General features: G+C 47.1%; 18 protein-coding genes. 6 read left to right on the top strand and 12 right to left on the bottom strand.

From position 1 onward, the window contains the following. Positions 1-38: 38 nt before the first annotated feature. Positions 39-1,250, top strand: a complete 1,212-nt coding sequence (locus tag MHH92_RS09875) for an asparaginase (protein WP_340903484.1) — start codon at positions 39-41, stop codon at positions 1,248-1,250. A gap of 178 nt (positions 1,251-1,428) precedes the next feature. Here the strand turns inward: MHH92_RS09875 and MHH92_RS09870 are convergent, their stop codons facing one another. After that, positions 1,429-2,061, bottom strand: a complete 633-nt coding sequence (locus tag MHH92_RS09870; RefSeq protein ID WP_340903482.1) for an O-methyltransferase — start codon at positions 2,059-2,061, stop codon at positions 1,429-1,431. 238 nt (positions 2,062-2,299) lie between these two features. Between MHH92_RS09870 and MHH92_RS09865 the strand changes: the two genes are divergently transcribed. The 4 genes from MHH92_RS09865 (at position 2,300) to MHH92_RS09850 (ending at position 6,981) form a co-directional block, all read left to right on the top strand. Further along, the gene (locus MHH92_RS09865; RefSeq protein ID WP_036609715.1) at positions 2,300-3,454 is read left to right on the top strand and encodes a THUMP domain-containing class I SAM-dependent RNA methyltransferase; all 1,155 of its coding nucleotides are present in this window, start codon (positions 2,300-2,302) and stop codon (positions 3,452-3,454) included. A 214-nt stretch (positions 3,455-3,668) separates the two neighbouring features. Then, positions 3,669-5,669 carry an LTA synthase family protein gene (locus MHH92_RS09860; protein WP_340903481.1) on the top strand — a complete coding sequence of 667 codons (2,001 nt, stop codon included), beginning with the start codon at positions 3,669-3,671 and terminating at the stop codon, positions 5,667-5,669. A 75-nt stretch (positions 5,670-5,744) separates the two neighbouring features. Next, positions 5,745-6,173 (top strand): cytidine deaminase, encoded by a 429-nt coding sequence (locus MHH92_RS09855; protein ID WP_340903479.1) that lies wholly within the window; start codon positions 5,745-5,747, stop codon positions 6,171-6,173. 82 nt (positions 6,174-6,255) lie between these two features. After that, entirely contained in the window at positions 6,256-6,981 is a 726-nt protein-coding gene (locus tag MHH92_RS09850) for a DsbA family oxidoreductase (RefSeq protein ID WP_340903477.1), read from the top strand. Between the two features lie 298 nt (positions 6,982-7,279). Here the strand turns inward: MHH92_RS09850 and MHH92_RS09845 are convergent, their stop codons facing one another. Both MHH92_RS09845 and MHH92_RS09840 read right to left on the bottom strand, forming a co-directional pair. Then, positions 7,280-8,110 (bottom strand): aldo/keto reductase, encoded by an 831-nt coding sequence (locus tag MHH92_RS09845; protein WP_036670089.1) that lies wholly within the window; start codon positions 8,108-8,110, stop codon positions 7,280-7,282. Positions 8,111-8,284: 174 nt separating this feature from the next. Next, positions 8,285-8,566 carry a hypothetical protein gene (locus tag MHH92_RS09840; protein WP_036609724.1) on the bottom strand — a complete coding sequence of 94 codons (282 nt, stop codon included), beginning with the start codon at positions 8,564-8,566 and terminating at the stop codon, positions 8,285-8,287. Positions 8,567-8,715: 149 nt separating this feature from the next. Here MHH92_RS09840 and MHH92_RS09835 point away from each other — a divergent pair, with 149 nt between their 5' ends. After that, positions 8,716-9,114 (top strand): hypothetical protein, encoded by a 399-nt coding sequence (locus MHH92_RS09835; protein ID WP_340903475.1) that lies wholly within the window; start codon positions 8,716-8,718, stop codon positions 9,112-9,114. Between the two features lie 99 nt (positions 9,115-9,213). Here the strand turns inward: MHH92_RS09835 and MHH92_RS09830 are convergent, their stop codons facing one another. The 9 genes from MHH92_RS09830 to MHH92_RS09790 form a co-directional block, all read right to left on the bottom strand. Then, a complete protein-coding gene (locus tag MHH92_RS09830) occupies positions 9,214-9,435 on the bottom strand; it encodes a DUF1450 domain-containing protein (protein ID WP_017689421.1) in 222 nt (73 codons plus the stop codon). Positions 9,436-9,456: 21 nt separating this feature from the next. Then, positions 9,457-9,759 (bottom strand): heme biosynthesis protein HemY, encoded by a 303-nt coding sequence (locus MHH92_RS09825; RefSeq protein ID WP_036609727.1) that lies wholly within the window; start codon positions 9,757-9,759, stop codon positions 9,457-9,459. Between the two features lie 142 nt (positions 9,760-9,901). Further along, complete coding sequence (locus MHH92_RS09820) at positions 9,902-10,159, bottom strand: hypothetical protein (protein ID WP_017689423.1); 258 nt, start codon at positions 10,157-10,159, stop codon at positions 9,902-9,904. Positions 10,160-10,355: 196 nt separating this feature from the next. After that, on the bottom strand, positions 10,356-11,567 hold the full coding sequence (locus tag MHH92_RS09815; RefSeq protein WP_405158978.1) for a M14 family zinc carboxypeptidase: 1,212 nt from the start codon (positions 11,565-11,567) through the stop codon (positions 10,356-10,358). A 228-nt stretch (positions 11,568-11,795) separates the two neighbouring features. Then, positions 11,796-12,605: a glutamate racemase gene (racE, locus tag MHH92_RS09810; protein ID WP_076249991.1), complete on the bottom strand. Its 810-nt coding sequence runs from the start codon at positions 12,603-12,605 to the stop codon at positions 11,796-11,798. A gap of 220 nt (positions 12,606-12,825) precedes the next feature. Then, complete coding sequence (locus MHH92_RS09805) at positions 12,826-13,203, bottom strand: YtxH domain-containing protein (protein WP_017689426.1); 378 nt, start codon at positions 13,201-13,203, stop codon at positions 12,826-12,828. 185 nt (positions 13,204-13,388) lie between these two features. After that, positions 13,389-14,303, bottom strand: coding sequence for a DUF4261 domain-containing protein (locus tag MHH92_RS09800; RefSeq protein ID WP_076249925.1), 915 nt, complete (start codon positions 14,301-14,303; stop codon positions 13,389-13,391). Positions 14,304-14,313: 10 nt separating this feature from the next. Then, positions 14,314-14,775 carry a DUF86 domain-containing protein gene (locus MHH92_RS09795; protein ID WP_340903474.1) on the bottom strand — a complete coding sequence of 154 codons (462 nt, stop codon included), beginning with the start codon at positions 14,773-14,775 and terminating at the stop codon, positions 14,314-14,316. 173 nt (positions 14,776-14,948) lie between these two features. Then, complete coding sequence (locus MHH92_RS09790; protein ID WP_017689429.1) at positions 14,949-15,236, bottom strand: Dabb family protein; 288 nt, start codon at positions 15,234-15,236, stop codon at positions 14,949-14,951. Positions 15,237-15,251 lie beyond the last annotated feature (15 nt).

The following is a 15,251-nucleotide window of genomic DNA, read 5'->3' as shown; positions in this document are numbered from 1 at the left end:
AACTTAACATCACACTTACTTGAAGGAGAGTGCTATTCATGAGTAAAACATCCAATCTTCGTCCCTGGGCCGTATGGAGTACCGCAGCTTTAACAGCATTGACCATCTCGTTGTCCCCCCTTGGAACCTACGCCGCGCACGCAGCTACGGTAGAGGTGAAAGGCACAACAGGTGCTGTTCAGACAGCAACTACTACTCCGGCTCGCAATACTTCCATTCCTGCAATACCAGACTCTTCCAAACAATCTGCACTTCCTAATGTATTGGTGATTGGAACTGGCGGAACGATTGCCGGTCAATCCGAGGATGCCACCAGCTTCCAGAATTACAAGGCAGGTACACTTCCCATTGGAGAGATGGTAGACGCCTTACCGGATAAACAGAAGATTGCCGATGTTAGCACGCTCCAATTCGGAAACTCAGGTTCAGGTTCCTATAGCATGACCGACCTCTATGACTTGTCGCAGACGGTAGACAAAGCTCTGGCAACGTATGACAGTGTTGTCGTTACCACGGGTACAGATACAATGGAAGAAATCGCTTATTTCCTCGATATGACTGTTCAGAGTGACAAACCTGTCGTGATCACAGGCTCCATGCGTCCATGGACCGTCATCGGTTCTGACGCTCAAGCCAATCTGTACAACGCCATCAAACTTGCAGGCAGTGGTCGTACCACTTCATTTGGCACAGTACTCATGTTGAATGATACAATCCAGCTTGCTCGTGGTGTAACCAAGACAAATGATTATCGGACAGATACGTTTGAAACGCCGATGCTCGGCGCTGTAGGATATATTGATGAAGAAAATATCCGAATCTACCGTGCTCCTGCACGTGCCTTGAAACCTGAAGGCACAGCAAAGCCCGTATTTGATCTAAGTAAAATCACAAAGGCAGATCTGGCCAAAGTAGAAATTGCGATCTCGTATCAAGAAGCTGGCGGCGGAGCCATTGAAGGATTCGTGAGCAGCGGTGCCAAAGGAATTGTGACTTCCGGTACCGGAGCTGGCGGTATCTCCAGAGCTATGGGACAAGCTCGTACCAAAGCCATTGAAGAAGGTGTCATCTTTGTGACCACCACTCGGACGGGTTCAGGAAGTGTGTACGGTGGCGGCAAAGGTATCATTGCAGGCGACAACCTGAGTCCACAACAAGCTCGTGTATTATTGATGCTGGGCTTGTCCTTCAGTGATGATTTTGACACCATCAAAAAATGGTTTGAAACGTACGGAACACCTGAAGTATAAATCGAACTACTACAACATCTGTAAATATAAAGAAAGAGACGATACTCCCTGTGATTCAAGGTGTGTCGTCTCTTCTTTTTGTTTTCAGAAAACTCCGTACAGAATCACGATCCCCTCACAAACACAAAAGCGTGAGATCGTGCTCCATCGGAGTTTTATCTTTAGGAAATTTTCCCTTTCACTTCACCCAGGCAAGTACCAGCCCATCGTAATCCGGCAACATGGTCGTCACCAGGCGCGGGTCACTTGCCATCTGTTCATTGAAACGACGAACAGCAAGCACGGCCGGGCCCTGCTTGTCCGGATTCAGTGTACGACCACGCAGGAAACAGTTATCACCAACAATAACAGCACCTGGCCGGGCCAGCTTAATGGCATAATCGAGATATACCGGATAATTCTCCTTATCTGCGTCAATAAAGAAGAAATCAAATGTGCGACCTTCCTGCTCCAATTGCTCCAGGCTGTCTGCCGCCGGGCCAATGCGGTACTCCACCTTTTCGCCAAAACCGCCTTCTTCCAGATGACCACGCGCCATTGCCGCATATTCCTCTTTCAGTTCCAGCGAAGTCAGGGTCCCATTCTCACGCAAACCGCGCACAATGCAGATCCCACTGTAACCGCCCAACACGCCGATTTCGAGGGCAGCTTCTGCTTTGGATGTCTTGGCGAGAAACGTGAGCAATCGTCCATACGCAGCCGCAACGGAAACTTCCGGCATACCGTTCGAACGGATGGCCTCTTTCACTTTCAGCAAAAGATCATCCTCTTGAAATAATTGATTTACATATTCATCAGGGGTCAGATTCACCACTAAAATCCTCCTTGGACACTTGGACTGCTTTCCATATGGATGCCAATGTTCTATAATAAATGTTTGTTATCAACACAGGCGGTTGACTGGTGCATCACCTCGAAAGAGGAATGCATACGTTCACCGCATTTCTCATTGTAAGTTTTTTCACGGAAAGCGGCAAGGCCGCACCGTTACTATACAGCAGAGAGAAGGATATCCTTCTCCAGCTTGAAATGGAGTTGAAATGAATCACATGGCTCAATTGCAATTGATTGCAACCTCGGCGATGGGACTCGAGGCTGTTGTTGCCCGGGAACTGAAGCAACTGGGGTATGAAGATGTTACGATCGACAACGGCCGGGTTTTCTTTACAGGAGATTATATTGATATATGCCGGTGTAATCTGTGGCTGAGAAGTTCGGATCGCGTATTGGTGAAAATGGGTGAATTCCCTGCCACGACTTTCGACGAATTGTTTGAAGGCACCAAAGCACTGCCTTGGGAAGAGTGGATTCCAGCCGACGGCGAATTCCCTGTAGAGGGTCGTTCTCAAAAATCCCAGTTAAGCAGTGTGCCTGCATCACAAGGGATCGTGAAAAAAGCAATCGTAGAGAAACTGAAGCTGACTTATGACACAGAGTGGTTCCCAGAGGATGGGTCTCGTTATGTGATTGAGGTCATTCTGCTGAACGATCGCGCCCTGCTTACTTTAGATACGACGGGACCAGGTCTGCATAAACGGGGTTATCGTAAACTCGTCACCGAAGCGCCACTCAAAGAAACACTTGCTGCAGCTCTTATTCAGCTCAGCCGCTGGAATGTATCTCGTCCATTCTATGATCCATGCTGTGGATCAGGCACAATGCTGATCGAAGCCGCTATGATCGGCTGGAACATTGCACCGGGACTTCGTCGGACCTTCAACTCCGAGGACTGGGCTGTTATTCCTGAAGAATTATGGGAACAGGCGCGCGAAGAAGCATTTGATGCTGTACGCGACGATGTCCCGTTACAGATTTCAGGTAGCGATATTGATCCTGAAGCAATTGAAGTGGCTATGGCAGCGATCAAAAGTGCTGGGTTCGCCAAAGATATTGAAGTCAGCGTCCTGCCCGCTCATCGCGCAAGACCGCAGGGTGAATATGGTGTCATCATTACCAATCCCCCATATGGTGAACGTTTGAGTGAAGAAAAAGAAGTTCAGAAGTTGCTCCGCTCATTAGGGCGCAGTTACCTCGACATGCCAACATGGTCCTTTTTTGCAATCACGTCGACCAAAGCTTTCGAAGAGTATTTCGGTCATAAGGCAGACAAACGTCGCAAGTTGTTCAACGGACGAATTGAAACCCAGTACTATCAGTATTTGGGCCCACTGCCCCCACGAAATAAAACACCACAATCTTCATAATTGTAACGAATCTAAAGTGCTCCTGCCATCCATGGCCGGGGCGCTTTTTTTGTGCCCTTTTCTGGTCATAAGAATTCACCGACTTCGGTCTTCGGCTGGACAAGATTCAATTCTCCCTGAGGCATAGTTGAAAACACATGAGGCCACGCTATAATGGATGGAGCCCTATTTTACACTCCGATTACAAAACAACAAAAGCAAGGGGGACATACATATGGTTGTCACTCGGCCTACGCGCAGTGCCATGCCACGCGGGCTTCTAAATCATCCATTAACGTTATATCTTATTTTTCTTGTGCTCATGCTGCTCAAACTCATGTGGCTCCATCACAATCTTCACGCTTATAACATTACGATGGGACTGCTGGATAAAGTCATTGCTATTGGATCTTTACTACTCTTGTCCTTCTGGACCTGGTTGCTGCCACGTAGAGGCATGATCTTGTCTCTCGCCGTACTTAACCTGCTGCTTACCGCACTAATCTACGCCGATATGGTGTATTATCGCTATTTCCAGGATTTCTTGACCATCCCGGTATTGTTGCAGGCGAGACAAGTTGACGCATTGGGTGACAGCATCGCTACACTGATCTACACAAGTGATCTCTGGTTCTTTGCCGACTGGCTTGTCGTCATTCCGTTCGCAGCTATCGTACTGTTCAGCAGACGTTACCGTTCGAAGCACTCCAGTACGTCTGTTACTGGTTACGGGAGTTATTCGTATAACGATGGCAAGGCACGGTTGCGCCGCCGTCTCACGGCTGGCAGCATCACCCTTGTGCTGGGACTCGGCCTCGCGGTTGGCCCGATTTATTTCTACAGCAAAACATGGGCCAAAGGCCTGTTCGATAACAACTGGTGGAATGTATCCATGTATAATGTGACCGGACTGCTCGCTTTTCACGGTTATGATCTGTACAACTTCGCCAAAGACCATATCGGCTCCGGGCCGCAGGCTGATCCCGCTGATGTTGAGCAAGCAAAAGCGTTCTTTGCTGAAAGGCAAGGAACTGCCCCGCAGAATGATGCCTTGTTTGGCAAATATAAAGACAGCAATGTCATCATTGTTCAGGGTGAGGCTTTTATGAACTTCATGATTGGCCAGAGCATTGGCGGTCAGGAGATCACACCGCATTTTAATGAACTGATGAAGGAAAGTCAGTATTATAGTCACTTTTACCACCAGACCGGTCAGGGCAGAACGTCAGATGCCGATTTTGGCGCAAATATTTCCCTGCATCCACTTCCGGTTGGATCAGCGTTTGTACGTTATGCAGACCATACGTATGACTCCCTTCCTTCCATCCTGAAGGATAACGGTTACAGCACCAACGTATTTCACGCTTATGAGAGTGGCTTCTGGAATCGGTATACAATGTATCAGAACATGAAGTACGACAAGTTTTATAGTAAAAATGATTTTGCACAGGATGACCCGCTTGGCTGGTCCCTGTCTGATGAATCCTTTTTCCGGCAATCCGTTGAGAAAATGAGTAGTGAGGTGACCGAACCATTTTATTCCTTCCTAATCACTCTTACCAGTCACCATCCGTATGCCTTGCCAAAAGAGAAGCAGCAACTGGATGTAGGCGAGTTCCAGGGAACCATGTTTGGTAACTATCTGCAGTCCGTTCATTACGTGGATTCGGCACTGGGTAAGATGGTCGAGGATCTGAAAAATCGGGGCTTATGGGAAAATACCATCTTTATGTTCTACGGGGATCACGACAACTCGATTAAGGAACAATCACAATACGAACAGTTCCTGGGACGTTCACTGAACGAACTGGATATGGCACAGATCATGAACGAGGTCCCCCTGCTCGTGCATTTACCGGACGGAGCAGCTGCCGGAACCATCAACGAACCTTCGGGACAACTGGACATCACGCCTTCCGTACTGCATTTGCTAGGCTTATCCGACCAGTCCTATTATCACATGGGTAACGACGTATATGACGGGTCTGGGCGTACGGTTGTGCTGCGTAATGGCACATTCTCGGATGGTTCTGTATTCTATATTCCATCGGATGATTATATCTATGAGAGCGGTGCTTGTTATGACCTGTCCACACGCGACAAAACGGACATCAATGCTTGCCGCCCCAGTCATGATGAAGCAACCAAACGATTGCATGTCTCGGACACGGTCATTACTTATGATTTGATTCAGCGCTTTCGAGAGGAAGACAGTGGAGCAGCAACATCGCAATGAACAATACCGTAATGACAAGCTAAACAAAAACACGAAATGAATTAAATTGGATTTGAAAAGGGGAACTTGCATTACATGACATCACACACTGAACCACTCAATATTGAACAGCAATTGTTCAATGCAGCCGCAAAATTTGTGAAGCAACGTTATCCTCAGGGATGGGGCGGCGCGGGTGCCGTCTATACCGAAGCTGGATCGCTGCTGATTAGTGTAGCTCCAGAGGTCATCAACGATGCGACGCATCTATGTATGGAAACAGGAGCTTATCTGGAAGCCCACAAATTGAACGAACGTGTCACCCACTCCCTCTGTATCGCTCGTGATGACGAGCATTCAGAATTCAAGGTCCTTACACCTTGCGGTGTATGCCAGGAACGATTATTTTACTGGGGCGAAGAAGTCAAAGCTGCCGTATACGATCCTTCTGGTAAACTGGCCTTCAAGAGACTGGATGAGATTCAACCTTACCATTGGTCCAAGGCATATCGGGATAAAAAGTAATCTCCTTGCGAATTATAGAAAGTGGCTTTATAATTGTAACCATATTAGTTTCAACTAAAAGGATGATGGAGGTTTTAATAAAATGAATATTGAGATATGGTCTGATTTTCTGTGCCCTTTCTGTTATATCGGCAAACGCCGCCTGGAGAATGTACTGGAACAGTTCCCACACCGTGATGAAGTGAAGCTGCAATTCAAAAGCTTCGAGCTTGATCCAAACGCTGCATTGAACCCAGGCAAAACCAATTCGGAATATTTGGCTGCCAAATATAATATGAGCGCGGAACAAGCCAAAGGTATGAATGCCCAGATGAATGCCAATGCTCGTACGGCAGGACTGGAATACAATATCGATGCCATGATCCCTACAAACTCCTTCTCAGCTCACCGCTTGACACACTGGGCAGATACACAAGGCAAAGCGCTTGAACTGAGTGAACGAATCTTCCAAGCTGTGTTTATTGAAGGTAAACACTCCGGCGACACTGAAGTGTTGGCTCAGTTAGCAGAAGAAGTCGGCTTGGATCGAGATGCAGCTACGGCAGTGCTGTCCAGTGATCAATTCACCGACAATGTCCGTGCTGACCAAGCAGAAGGCGAGCAACTTGGTATCCGCGGTGTACCGTTCTTTGTATTCGACCGCAAGTTCGCCGTATCGGGTGCTCAACCTGACGAGGTGTTCCTGGATGCCATTCAAAAAGCATGGGACGAGCGTTCCCCATTCACCATGGTTGAATCCAACACAACAGAAACAGACGGCAGTGGCATCTGCACAGATGACGGATGCGAAGTCCCGAAAAAAAATTAAGCCAATTCAAACACAAAAAGCAGCCGGATCAGGGATATTTCCCGATCCGGCTGCTTTTTTTTATATACTACACACCATTCTAGCTCATTGTATATTTTTGTGTTTGATGGACAGTTACTGTGGAGGGGACGGAATCGATTCTGAAGAAGCGAAGCGTGCGCCTTTGTATCCAAATTTTATCCTCTGAAAAGAGGAATTAAAAAAATTTGGAGACAACAGCGATCAAAAGAACGATTACGTAACCGGAACAACCACCAGTAGTTCATCAAACAATTATATTCAATTAGCGTCTACCCACTTAATCCCAAAACAGTTGATCCGGATGTGGACCCGTCCGCTTATCGGAATCCAGTGCATCAATCTGTCTCAACTCATCCGGTGTCAATTCAAAGTCAAAGATGTCCGCATTCTCACGAATACGCTCTGGGGTAACCGACTTCGGAATCGTCACAATCTGATTCTGAATGTCCCAGCGCAGAATGATCTGTGCTGGCGTTTTCCCATATTTCTGGGCCAGCGCTTTGAGGGTAGACTCTTGGTTCAGCTTACCTTTCATAATAGGACTCCATGCCTCCAGTTGAATTCCCTGCGCCCCGCAGAAATCCTGCAGTTCCTGCTGGATCAGACCCGGATGCAGCTCTACCTGATTAACCGCAGGCACCGTTCCGCCCTCATCTATAATATCTTGCAAATGGTGAACTTGAAAGTTACTCACACCAATCGCACGGATGCTTCCTTCGCTATATAGACGTTCGAATGCTCTCCACGTCTCCTTGTACTGGTCTCTGCCAGGCCAGTGAATTAAATAAAGATCAATCACATTCAGTCCAAGTGCCTTCTGACTGGCTTCAAATGCTCTCAACGTTGAATCAAATCCCTGATCCTCGTTCCAGAGCTTTGTCGTCACAAACAGTTCGTTACGGGCAACACCACTGCTTGCAATAGCTTGTCCCACTTCTTCTTCATTGCCATAGATGGACGCGGTATCAATACTGCGATATCCAACCTCCAAAGCGGTCTCAACCGCCTGTTGTACTTCCTTACCTTTTGCTTTATATGTTCCAAATCCTAGCCATGGCATCGTTACTCCGTTGTTCAGAATCGTACAATCTGTAATATGTTTTGTCATTCTGTACCTCCCGTATGGAATTTTGCCTGCTCTTGTTCTATTAACCTTCTCACAGAATTTTAAGCGACCATTCGACATACTGTCGGAGTAAACCCATGGACCCAGAGTCTTTGCAAAAGATATGAAAAACCCGCAAAGCATTGCTGCCCTGCGGGTTCTGATGTGACAGGAACGTTATAAATCCCCTTGACCGTGCTGACTCTGGATTGAATTCAATCTTCTCTTCTCCTCGATGAACATTTCCTCTGCCAACTCAACACCTTGCCCTCCGAGTGAAAGCTCTGCTTGTCGCATCGCCTGCTCCGTGTGTGCCAGACGTCGTTCCGCCTGTACAATGGTCTGTGCCGTCGGATGAGACATGGCCTGAGATACAGCATAATGAAGCTTGTTCACCGCATTTTGCGCCTGAGATACAGTGGTATCGGCTTGCAAACTGGAATCATAACGCTTCGGCATGAGTATTCCTCCTTGGGATTATCAGGTTCCTGTTACCCCTTTAGGATGGATAACACAAGCTTTCTTATTCTTCTTTTGTGTTTTTATCGTAACTTTAGTTGATTTGGCTACGTTTATTAGATAATCATGCCAAATCAGGAGGAATTCATTTGAAGAAAATAATATTGACACTCTGCATGTTGCCCTTGCTCATTTGGGTACAAGGCTGCGCTCCTGCAACATACGAGATAGAAGGATATACAGCGTCATCCATGAACCCAGACATCCCGGTTCCAACCAATTCAAAGCTCATTGAAAACATAGCTTATTCCGATGATCCCAATCTTAAAAAAGGGGCTAAGTATGAACTGAAACATATTGGGGGTGAACAAGGACTTTACCCGCCAATGGATTATTTTCAGAAGTTAGCGGATACAGGTTGGGTCGAATTGGAGGAAGAACGACTGGGGCATGTACATTTTCTGAAAAAGGATAATACGGTCATTGCTATTGAAATTCGAGAAGATACCTTCCAAATTACTGAAATGATAGAGGATGCCGCATTTTGAAGCAGCCACTCACTATTATCCAAACGCAAAAAAGGAGAGGCACATAGCCCCTCCTTGCGGATGTTTGAACTTTTCGTTCACTCACCTTGTTATATCCTACTACTTCACAAACTTTGCGACTTTGGCGAGCACTTCTTCTTCTGTCGGCGCACTGATATACCGACCATTAATAAAGACAAATGCACGTTTCGCGCAAGGACCGCAATAGGATTTGCACCCAATCTTGATCTCCGTGTCTGGAGCCATTTTCTGCAACTTGGGCACAATCGATTTCAGTCGGACATGATTACACTTTTCGCATACGCGGATATCGTTAGCCATGAGTTCCCCTTCTTCGCGCCCTTAGTGGTCGCCGTGATTACCCTGGGACGGATTCGTAATAACAAATCCCTCTTCCGGGAAGTAGAGGTAGTCAATTTTAACACCGTTTAACAAAGGCTGATCATTCGCGAGAATGACATCAATCTCTTTATCGGTAGATACAACTGTATCATTTTCTTTTGGTGTGTCGATATCCAGGCCGTAGTGAGCATGGTCACCATGTGCATGGGTGATGACAACGCGCAGTTTTTTTCCTTCGTTCTCCGGCTTGTCCAATTCAAGCTTCAATACTTTAGCAGCATTACGCGTAATTTTGCAGTTCATTCTCTTCATCTCCTATATTGTAATTGCAGATTTCAACAATTTCAGCATTCTTAAACTACAGCATCTATTGTAAAGAAAGTTACCGCTCTTCGCAATAACATTGATGCGAATTCAATGTCAATATGATCCATTGGGCCGCAAATTAAGAAGGTGCCCCCTCCTGAAGCACAGGATATTTACGTTCTGCCCGGCTTACAAACCAGTTCATCAGAATCAAAGTGACCCCGATATCATCGATGGGCATAAACGGCATTACGTCAGGAAGTACCCAGTACAACAGCGCTGGAATAATAAACAACAGCTTTTCTCCCAAAGGAATCTGCGGAGCCCGGAGCAGCCGGGGGAGCCTTTTGAAAACTTGTGTCCATCGTTTGAACGACAGTAGTCTTCTCCACTTCATTTGAATCCCTCCGTATAATTATATATGTCGCCGAAAAGGCACATCCATCATTACCCGTTCGAAAACCATTCAGAACGAATGACGTAACATGCCATTATAAAAAATAATAAAAACGGAACGTCGCTCATAGCGTCCGTTCCTGTTATACGAATGATCTACTGTTAAGTTTCACACCATCATAATTCAGGGTCTTGCCTCATTGTCCATTGGATAACAGTTCAGCCAGCAACATTCCCACTTCTATACAAATATCATCAAACTGTTCTACGGGAAGCGGATTAACACCCAATCCAACTTCTACCGTGAAGCCCGGTCTACCGAAATCTTGAATAAACCAGTCCTTGTATCCGGCATCACTGCCACCGAGCTTCACCGCCTTGTAGCCGGAAGCTTTGGCGAGTCTACGCGACAGCGGTCCACTCTCCCTGGGTTCCAGGTCACGGTAGTTCCAATAGATCTCCTGTCCCTGACTATGCAGGGATACAACCGCATCAAATGTATGTTGCTGCGTCCACTGCGCAAGCGCCTGTGCCTCCGGTTCTGTCAATGGCGCTGTCCCCGCATAATCCCTGGGGCCCGGTGAGGTTATACCTCTTCTCGCTGCCTCTTCATCCCAATGGGCTGGAAATTGATCATTCAGATCCACCCCTCTGATGTTGGCCTTCCAATGGGTGAAATGTGATCTGTCGGCATTCCAGGCCAACAACTGCTGTGCATGTGGATGCTGATTGACCACACCTTCCTGAACCAGTTCGACCCCGTCCGGATTAACCATCGGCACGGCCCAGAGTGTCGTCTCTTGCATCCAGCGTTCTGTCTGGTATTGATGCCATGCCCTATGCGCACCATACGCCTCGGCATACTCTTCAATAAACTTCATCAGAACTGCTGTTGTCAACCACTCATTCGCATGAACGGAAGCGTTAACATGGATATGTCTCGCCCCTTGCCCAATACGCAAATAAGGCAGCGACTTGCCCATGACACTTGTTCCGATTGAACCCGTTTCAATAAACGGGTATTGATTCTCCAGCTTGTCTATATCCCTGATTAATTCTCGATAACCATACTCTCCCTGAATCTTTACAATAGTTTTTCCATTCGAAGCCGGAATATGAATACAGCGACCAACCCAGTCGGTTATATTGGTAATTTCAGGATTGGCCTGGCGCAACAACTCTTCGTCCAGACCAAATCTCCCTGCAATCTCCCCTACACTTTCTCCAGGCGGTACAGCGTATCTGCGATCTGTCCCGGGGACAATACGCAGCATCTGACCTGCCAGCAAGTATGGCTGGGAAGCCACTTCCGGGTTTAGTGCAGCAAGTAACTCTTTGGTCATATGGTGTGCTGACGCAATTCGCGGCAATGTATCTCCCCGCTGAACGATAATCCACTGCAGATCCATGTTGTTCTCCTTTCCACAGGAAAAGACAGGTCTCCTGTCCAGTTCTGACCAATTTCGTGTCTGTAACATATGTATGCAGGTCAGGTTGTCCGTCATGTGACAAGAATCATGTTTATCTCCGGTTAATGCATAATGACGACAAAAAATCCCGGAACTTCACAGTTCCGGGATAGTCCACAACCAAATTACATTAATTAAAAGTCTTATTCATGCATAATTTGAGTATAACTATGATAATTGCGTAACTTGCCAGACAACAGGGGTCTTGGAGATCTGCTCCCCCAACCATCGACGGGTGATATTCTGGAACATTCTCGGGTCACCCGTGCAGAAAAATTGATGCACCGGAGTCTCATCCCCACTGGCCAGCTTTCGTTTATCATATAAAATCGTACTGATTTCACGTGCCGTTTCATCTGCTGAACTGATTAACTTCACTTCCTGTCCCATAACTTCCTGAATCGTGTCCATGAGAAAGGGATAATGCGTACAACCCAGAATAAGACAATCAATTGGCTGTTGTTTGATCTCGCCCAATGATTGTTCCACCGTATGTGTCGTGTGCTCGGAACGAAATTCACCTTGTTCCACCAACGGCACCAGCGCCGGACAAGCCTGACTGACCACATCAATATAGGGGGACAACTGCTTGAGTGCCGATGTATAAGCCCCACTACCTATGGTACCTGTGGTACCAATCACACCAATACGTCCTGTACGTGTCGCTGTGATTGCGGCCCGCGCACCTGGATGTATAACACCAATGACAGGCATATTCACCTTGCCACGGATATACTCCAACGCGGCTGCTGTTGCTGTGTTACAGGCGATAACGATAACCTTCGGATCGAATTGGATCAAGAAATCAACGATTTGTTCCGTAAATTGTTTTACTTGTTCGGACGAACGGGGTCCGTACGGTGTCCGGGCAGTATCCCCAAAATAAATGATCTTTTCCCGCGGGAGCTGACGCATCACTTCCTTGGCGACGGTCAATCCCCCCACACCGGAGTCTAATATAGCGATTGCTTGCTGCACGAACACACCGCTTCCTTCTTCATTGAATTGGTTCTCAAAACGATTGTTTCTCAGAGCTTTCTTCCTACCGTATGAACATTCCGGCAAAAAGGTACCTACATCTTACCCGATTTCATCGCAGGGTTCAAATTAAATCCACGCGCTACGTCATCTATGTGTGGACACGCAACAAAGCAGGCTCTCCTCTAATTTAGAGGAAAGCCTGCTTATCAAGCTTTGCTTAGTTGTCGTCCTTGGACTCATCCGCAGGAAGCTTCGCTACGATGTCAATTCCGGGTTCATCCACTGTTTTATCGATATCATTATCCACAATGGCTGCCGATATGCGAATTTCTTTCCCTTCAGCGCAATTGCGCCAGGATTGAATATCCTGAATCACGACATCTGCGGTCTCTTTAACTTTGGATACGATCTGTGAACTTTGTTCTCCCACGATACCAGCCAGTTCCTGACCTTTCTCCGATACCTGACGAGCACCTTCTGTAATATCCTGACGAAGTTCACGGCCCGATTTTGGTGCCAGCAATAATGCCGTTACTGAACCAACCACGGAGCCAATAAGAGCTCCCCACAACAAACTTTTGTTAGAATCCTTCACGTCACATCTCTCCCTTTACTATTGTTTAAGTACCGGACTAGAAGCAACGGTCTGTCGCTCAGCCATCCGGGCGAATGCCTACTCTGTTGATGCATTATAAGCAGCACAGGCTTGACTTGACACTCCAGATGTTAAAAATAATCTGAACGCCCTTTTTGAATGGATGCAAATGACTTGGCTTAAACTCAGTTCTGACGAGCCGGCTCGAGATCAGCCGCGGCATGCTCATCCCCCGGGTCCAAATCAATGACATATCGTCCAGGTGCAATCAATGCCGCCTGATGTTCACAACGCCAGCGACGTCCACCTGAAGAACCCAGCGTCTGTCCATCTTGCAGAACATCCCCCTGATCAAATATGTAATACGCTGCACCCAGTAAGGTCTGAGCCACCGTATCGGGATCAAGACCGACGAAGTGACACTGGACATCAGGTACACCCAGCGCAGATAATCCCACGGTATCCATGACCAACCCGCGCTGTTCCTCTGTACCTCCGGCTTGATACATTCGAACATTCATGGCTGCATACAGATGTTCCTCACGTTCCTGAGCTTGCGTATATGCTTCCGGTTCAACCAGCTTATCACTGCCATACCAATACAGCGCGTCACAGGTCACACTCTCCATGATTGCCAGTACAGTCTTCTGAAACAGCTCCAGGCGCTGTTTACGAGGCATGGCAGCCGTGAACATATCATGTATCCGAATGGAGTAACGCGCAGCTTCCACAGCTTGTCCTGCATCCGGCCAATGCCATGCTTGTTGCAGAGCACCGCCAAAGCGAGCACGATCTGCGATTTCATTCACAGGAAGCATACAAGTCTGAGCAGGGATATCCCCTTCCTGGAAGGATACCTTGTGGTCCAGATGATAGAAGACAAGCATCTCATGCTTTTGCCCTCCGCTCTCTTGTTTCACATCCAGTCGGACTTGTCCTGTATGACGGATCATAGCTTCCTGCAAACGCAGGCGATCCACCTCTGGACGTTCCCGGAACAAAAGTTCAACCATATACACCGGATGGAATCCGGAAGGTGTTTCATTTGTTTCGTTACTTTCAGTATTTACTTCATTGAATTCTTTTGATTCATTTGTCATGCGATTTCCCTCATTCCTTACGCTGTCCCTCGGCTTGTGCCGTATTGAAAGGACCAAGTTCTTTTTCCACGTAGGCGCTAACCTGAGTAGTAAAATGTTCAAGTATACTCGGCAACTCTACGCTAAGTGGATGGAGCTCAGACCGCTCCCAAGTGTAATAATCCTGCACCAGTGGCTTGCGTAACGTGACAAGCTGACGCAATATCTCATAGGTCGGATTATCAAAAACCTTTTCTTCATAATTAATCTGAATAATATCATCATAGCTGCTTGCATCTCTCATGATGAAGCCGTCGATCAGATAACTTCCCACATCGGTAACAATCTCGATCGCCAGGTGAAGACAACGTTCCTGTACCATACCCAGCATGAGACTGCCATCCCAAGCTTCTGCTGCCCCGCGAAGCCCTTCAGCTACTTCCGGTACAGTAGCAAGCCGGCGGGCAATCTGTTCTCTGTTCACATAATACATTCGTTCACTTCCCGTTCAGTGAGTTATCGGTTCCGTTTCCCTCTTCGCTTAAGCCAGAATATCATCACAGGACATGCGATTAGAAACACAACAAAAATATATAGAAATTCCATAACGTCTCTTAAATCGCTCATGCAGAGTCCCCTTTATCTCAACGTAGTTTGAATGATAGATCAGATTTCGTAGTCCACTGCAATTGACTGTTCTCTGACTTCGTTCATGTACTTGATAACTTCCTGATGAAGCGGGTGTACCTGATACGCCTGGAGATCCTCCAGTGATGCAAACTCTGCTGTGAGTGAAATGTCGAACGATCTCTCCGAGCGAAGCACATCAATCCCGATTTCAAGTGAAACCAGGACATCAATTTTACCTTCCAGATTGCGAAGCACCTGAGCTGCAGCTTCAATACTTTCTGCTGAGCGATCTTTCATTTTGAACAGGACAATATGTTTTATCATCTGGGCAAACACCTC

The organism is Paenibacillus sp. FSL M7-1414, assembly GCF_038003195.1.
Classification (GTDB): Bacteria; Bacillota; Bacilli; order Paenibacillales; family Paenibacillaceae; genus Paenibacillus; species Paenibacillus amylolyticus.
This window is presented reverse-complemented; position numbering and strand designations above follow the sequence as displayed.

What these genes read in the sequence shown, in the direction of transcription:
- MHH92_RS09845 (WP_036670089.1), bottom strand. Translation starts at nt 8,110, where the DNA reads ATGACAAAACATATTACAGATTGTACGATTCTGAACAACGGAGTAACG.
- MHH92_RS09820 (WP_017689423.1), bottom strand. Translation starts at nt 10,159, where the DNA reads ATGAAGTGGAGAAGACTACTGTCGTTCAAACGATGGACACAAGTTTTC.
- MHH92_RS09875 (WP_340903484.1), top strand. Translation starts at nt 39, where the DNA reads ATGAGTAAAACATCCAATCTTCGTCCCTGGGCCGTATGGAGTACCGCA.
- MHH92_RS09850 (WP_340903477.1), top strand. Translation starts at nt 6,256, where the DNA reads ATGAATATTGAGATATGGTCTGATTTTCTGTGCCCTTTCTGTTATATC.
- MHH92_RS09800 (WP_076249925.1), bottom strand. Translation starts at nt 14,303, where the DNA reads ATGACAAATGAATCAAAAGAATTCAATGAAGTAAATACTGAAAGTAAC.
- MHH92_RS09790 (WP_017689429.1), bottom strand. Translation starts at nt 15,236, where the DNA reads ATGATAAAACATATTGTCCTGTTCAAAATGAAAGATCGCTCAGCAGAA.
- MHH92_RS09860 (WP_340903481.1), top strand. Translation starts at nt 3,669, where the DNA reads ATGGTTGTCACTCGGCCTACGCGCAGTGCCATGCCACGCGGGCTTCTA.
- MHH92_RS09840 (WP_036609724.1), bottom strand. Translation starts at nt 8,566, where the DNA reads ATGCCGAAGCGTTATGATTCCAGTTTGCAAGCCGATACCACTGTATCT.
- MHH92_RS09865 (WP_036609715.1), top strand. Translation starts at nt 2,300, where the DNA reads ATGGCTCAATTGCAATTGATTGCAACCTCGGCGATGGGACTCGAGGCT.
- MHH92_RS09830 (WP_017689421.1), bottom strand. Translation starts at nt 9,435, where the DNA reads ATGGCTAACGATATCCGCGTATGCGAAAAGTGTAATCATGTCCGACTG.
- MHH92_RS09855 (WP_340903479.1), top strand. Translation starts at nt 5,745, where the DNA reads ATGACATCACACACTGAACCACTCAATATTGAACAGCAATTGTTCAAT.
- MHH92_RS09815 (WP_405158978.1), bottom strand. Translation starts at nt 11,567, where the DNA reads ATGGATCTGCAGTGGATTATCGTTCAGCGGGGAGATACATTGCCGCGA.
- MHH92_RS09825 (WP_036609727.1), bottom strand. Translation starts at nt 9,759, where the DNA reads ATGAACTGCAAAATTACGCGTAATGCTGCTAAAGTATTGAAGCTTGAA.
- MHH92_RS09795 (WP_340903474.1), bottom strand. Translation starts at nt 14,775, where the DNA reads ATGTATTATGTGAACAGAGAACAGATTGCCCGCCGGCTTGCTACTGTA.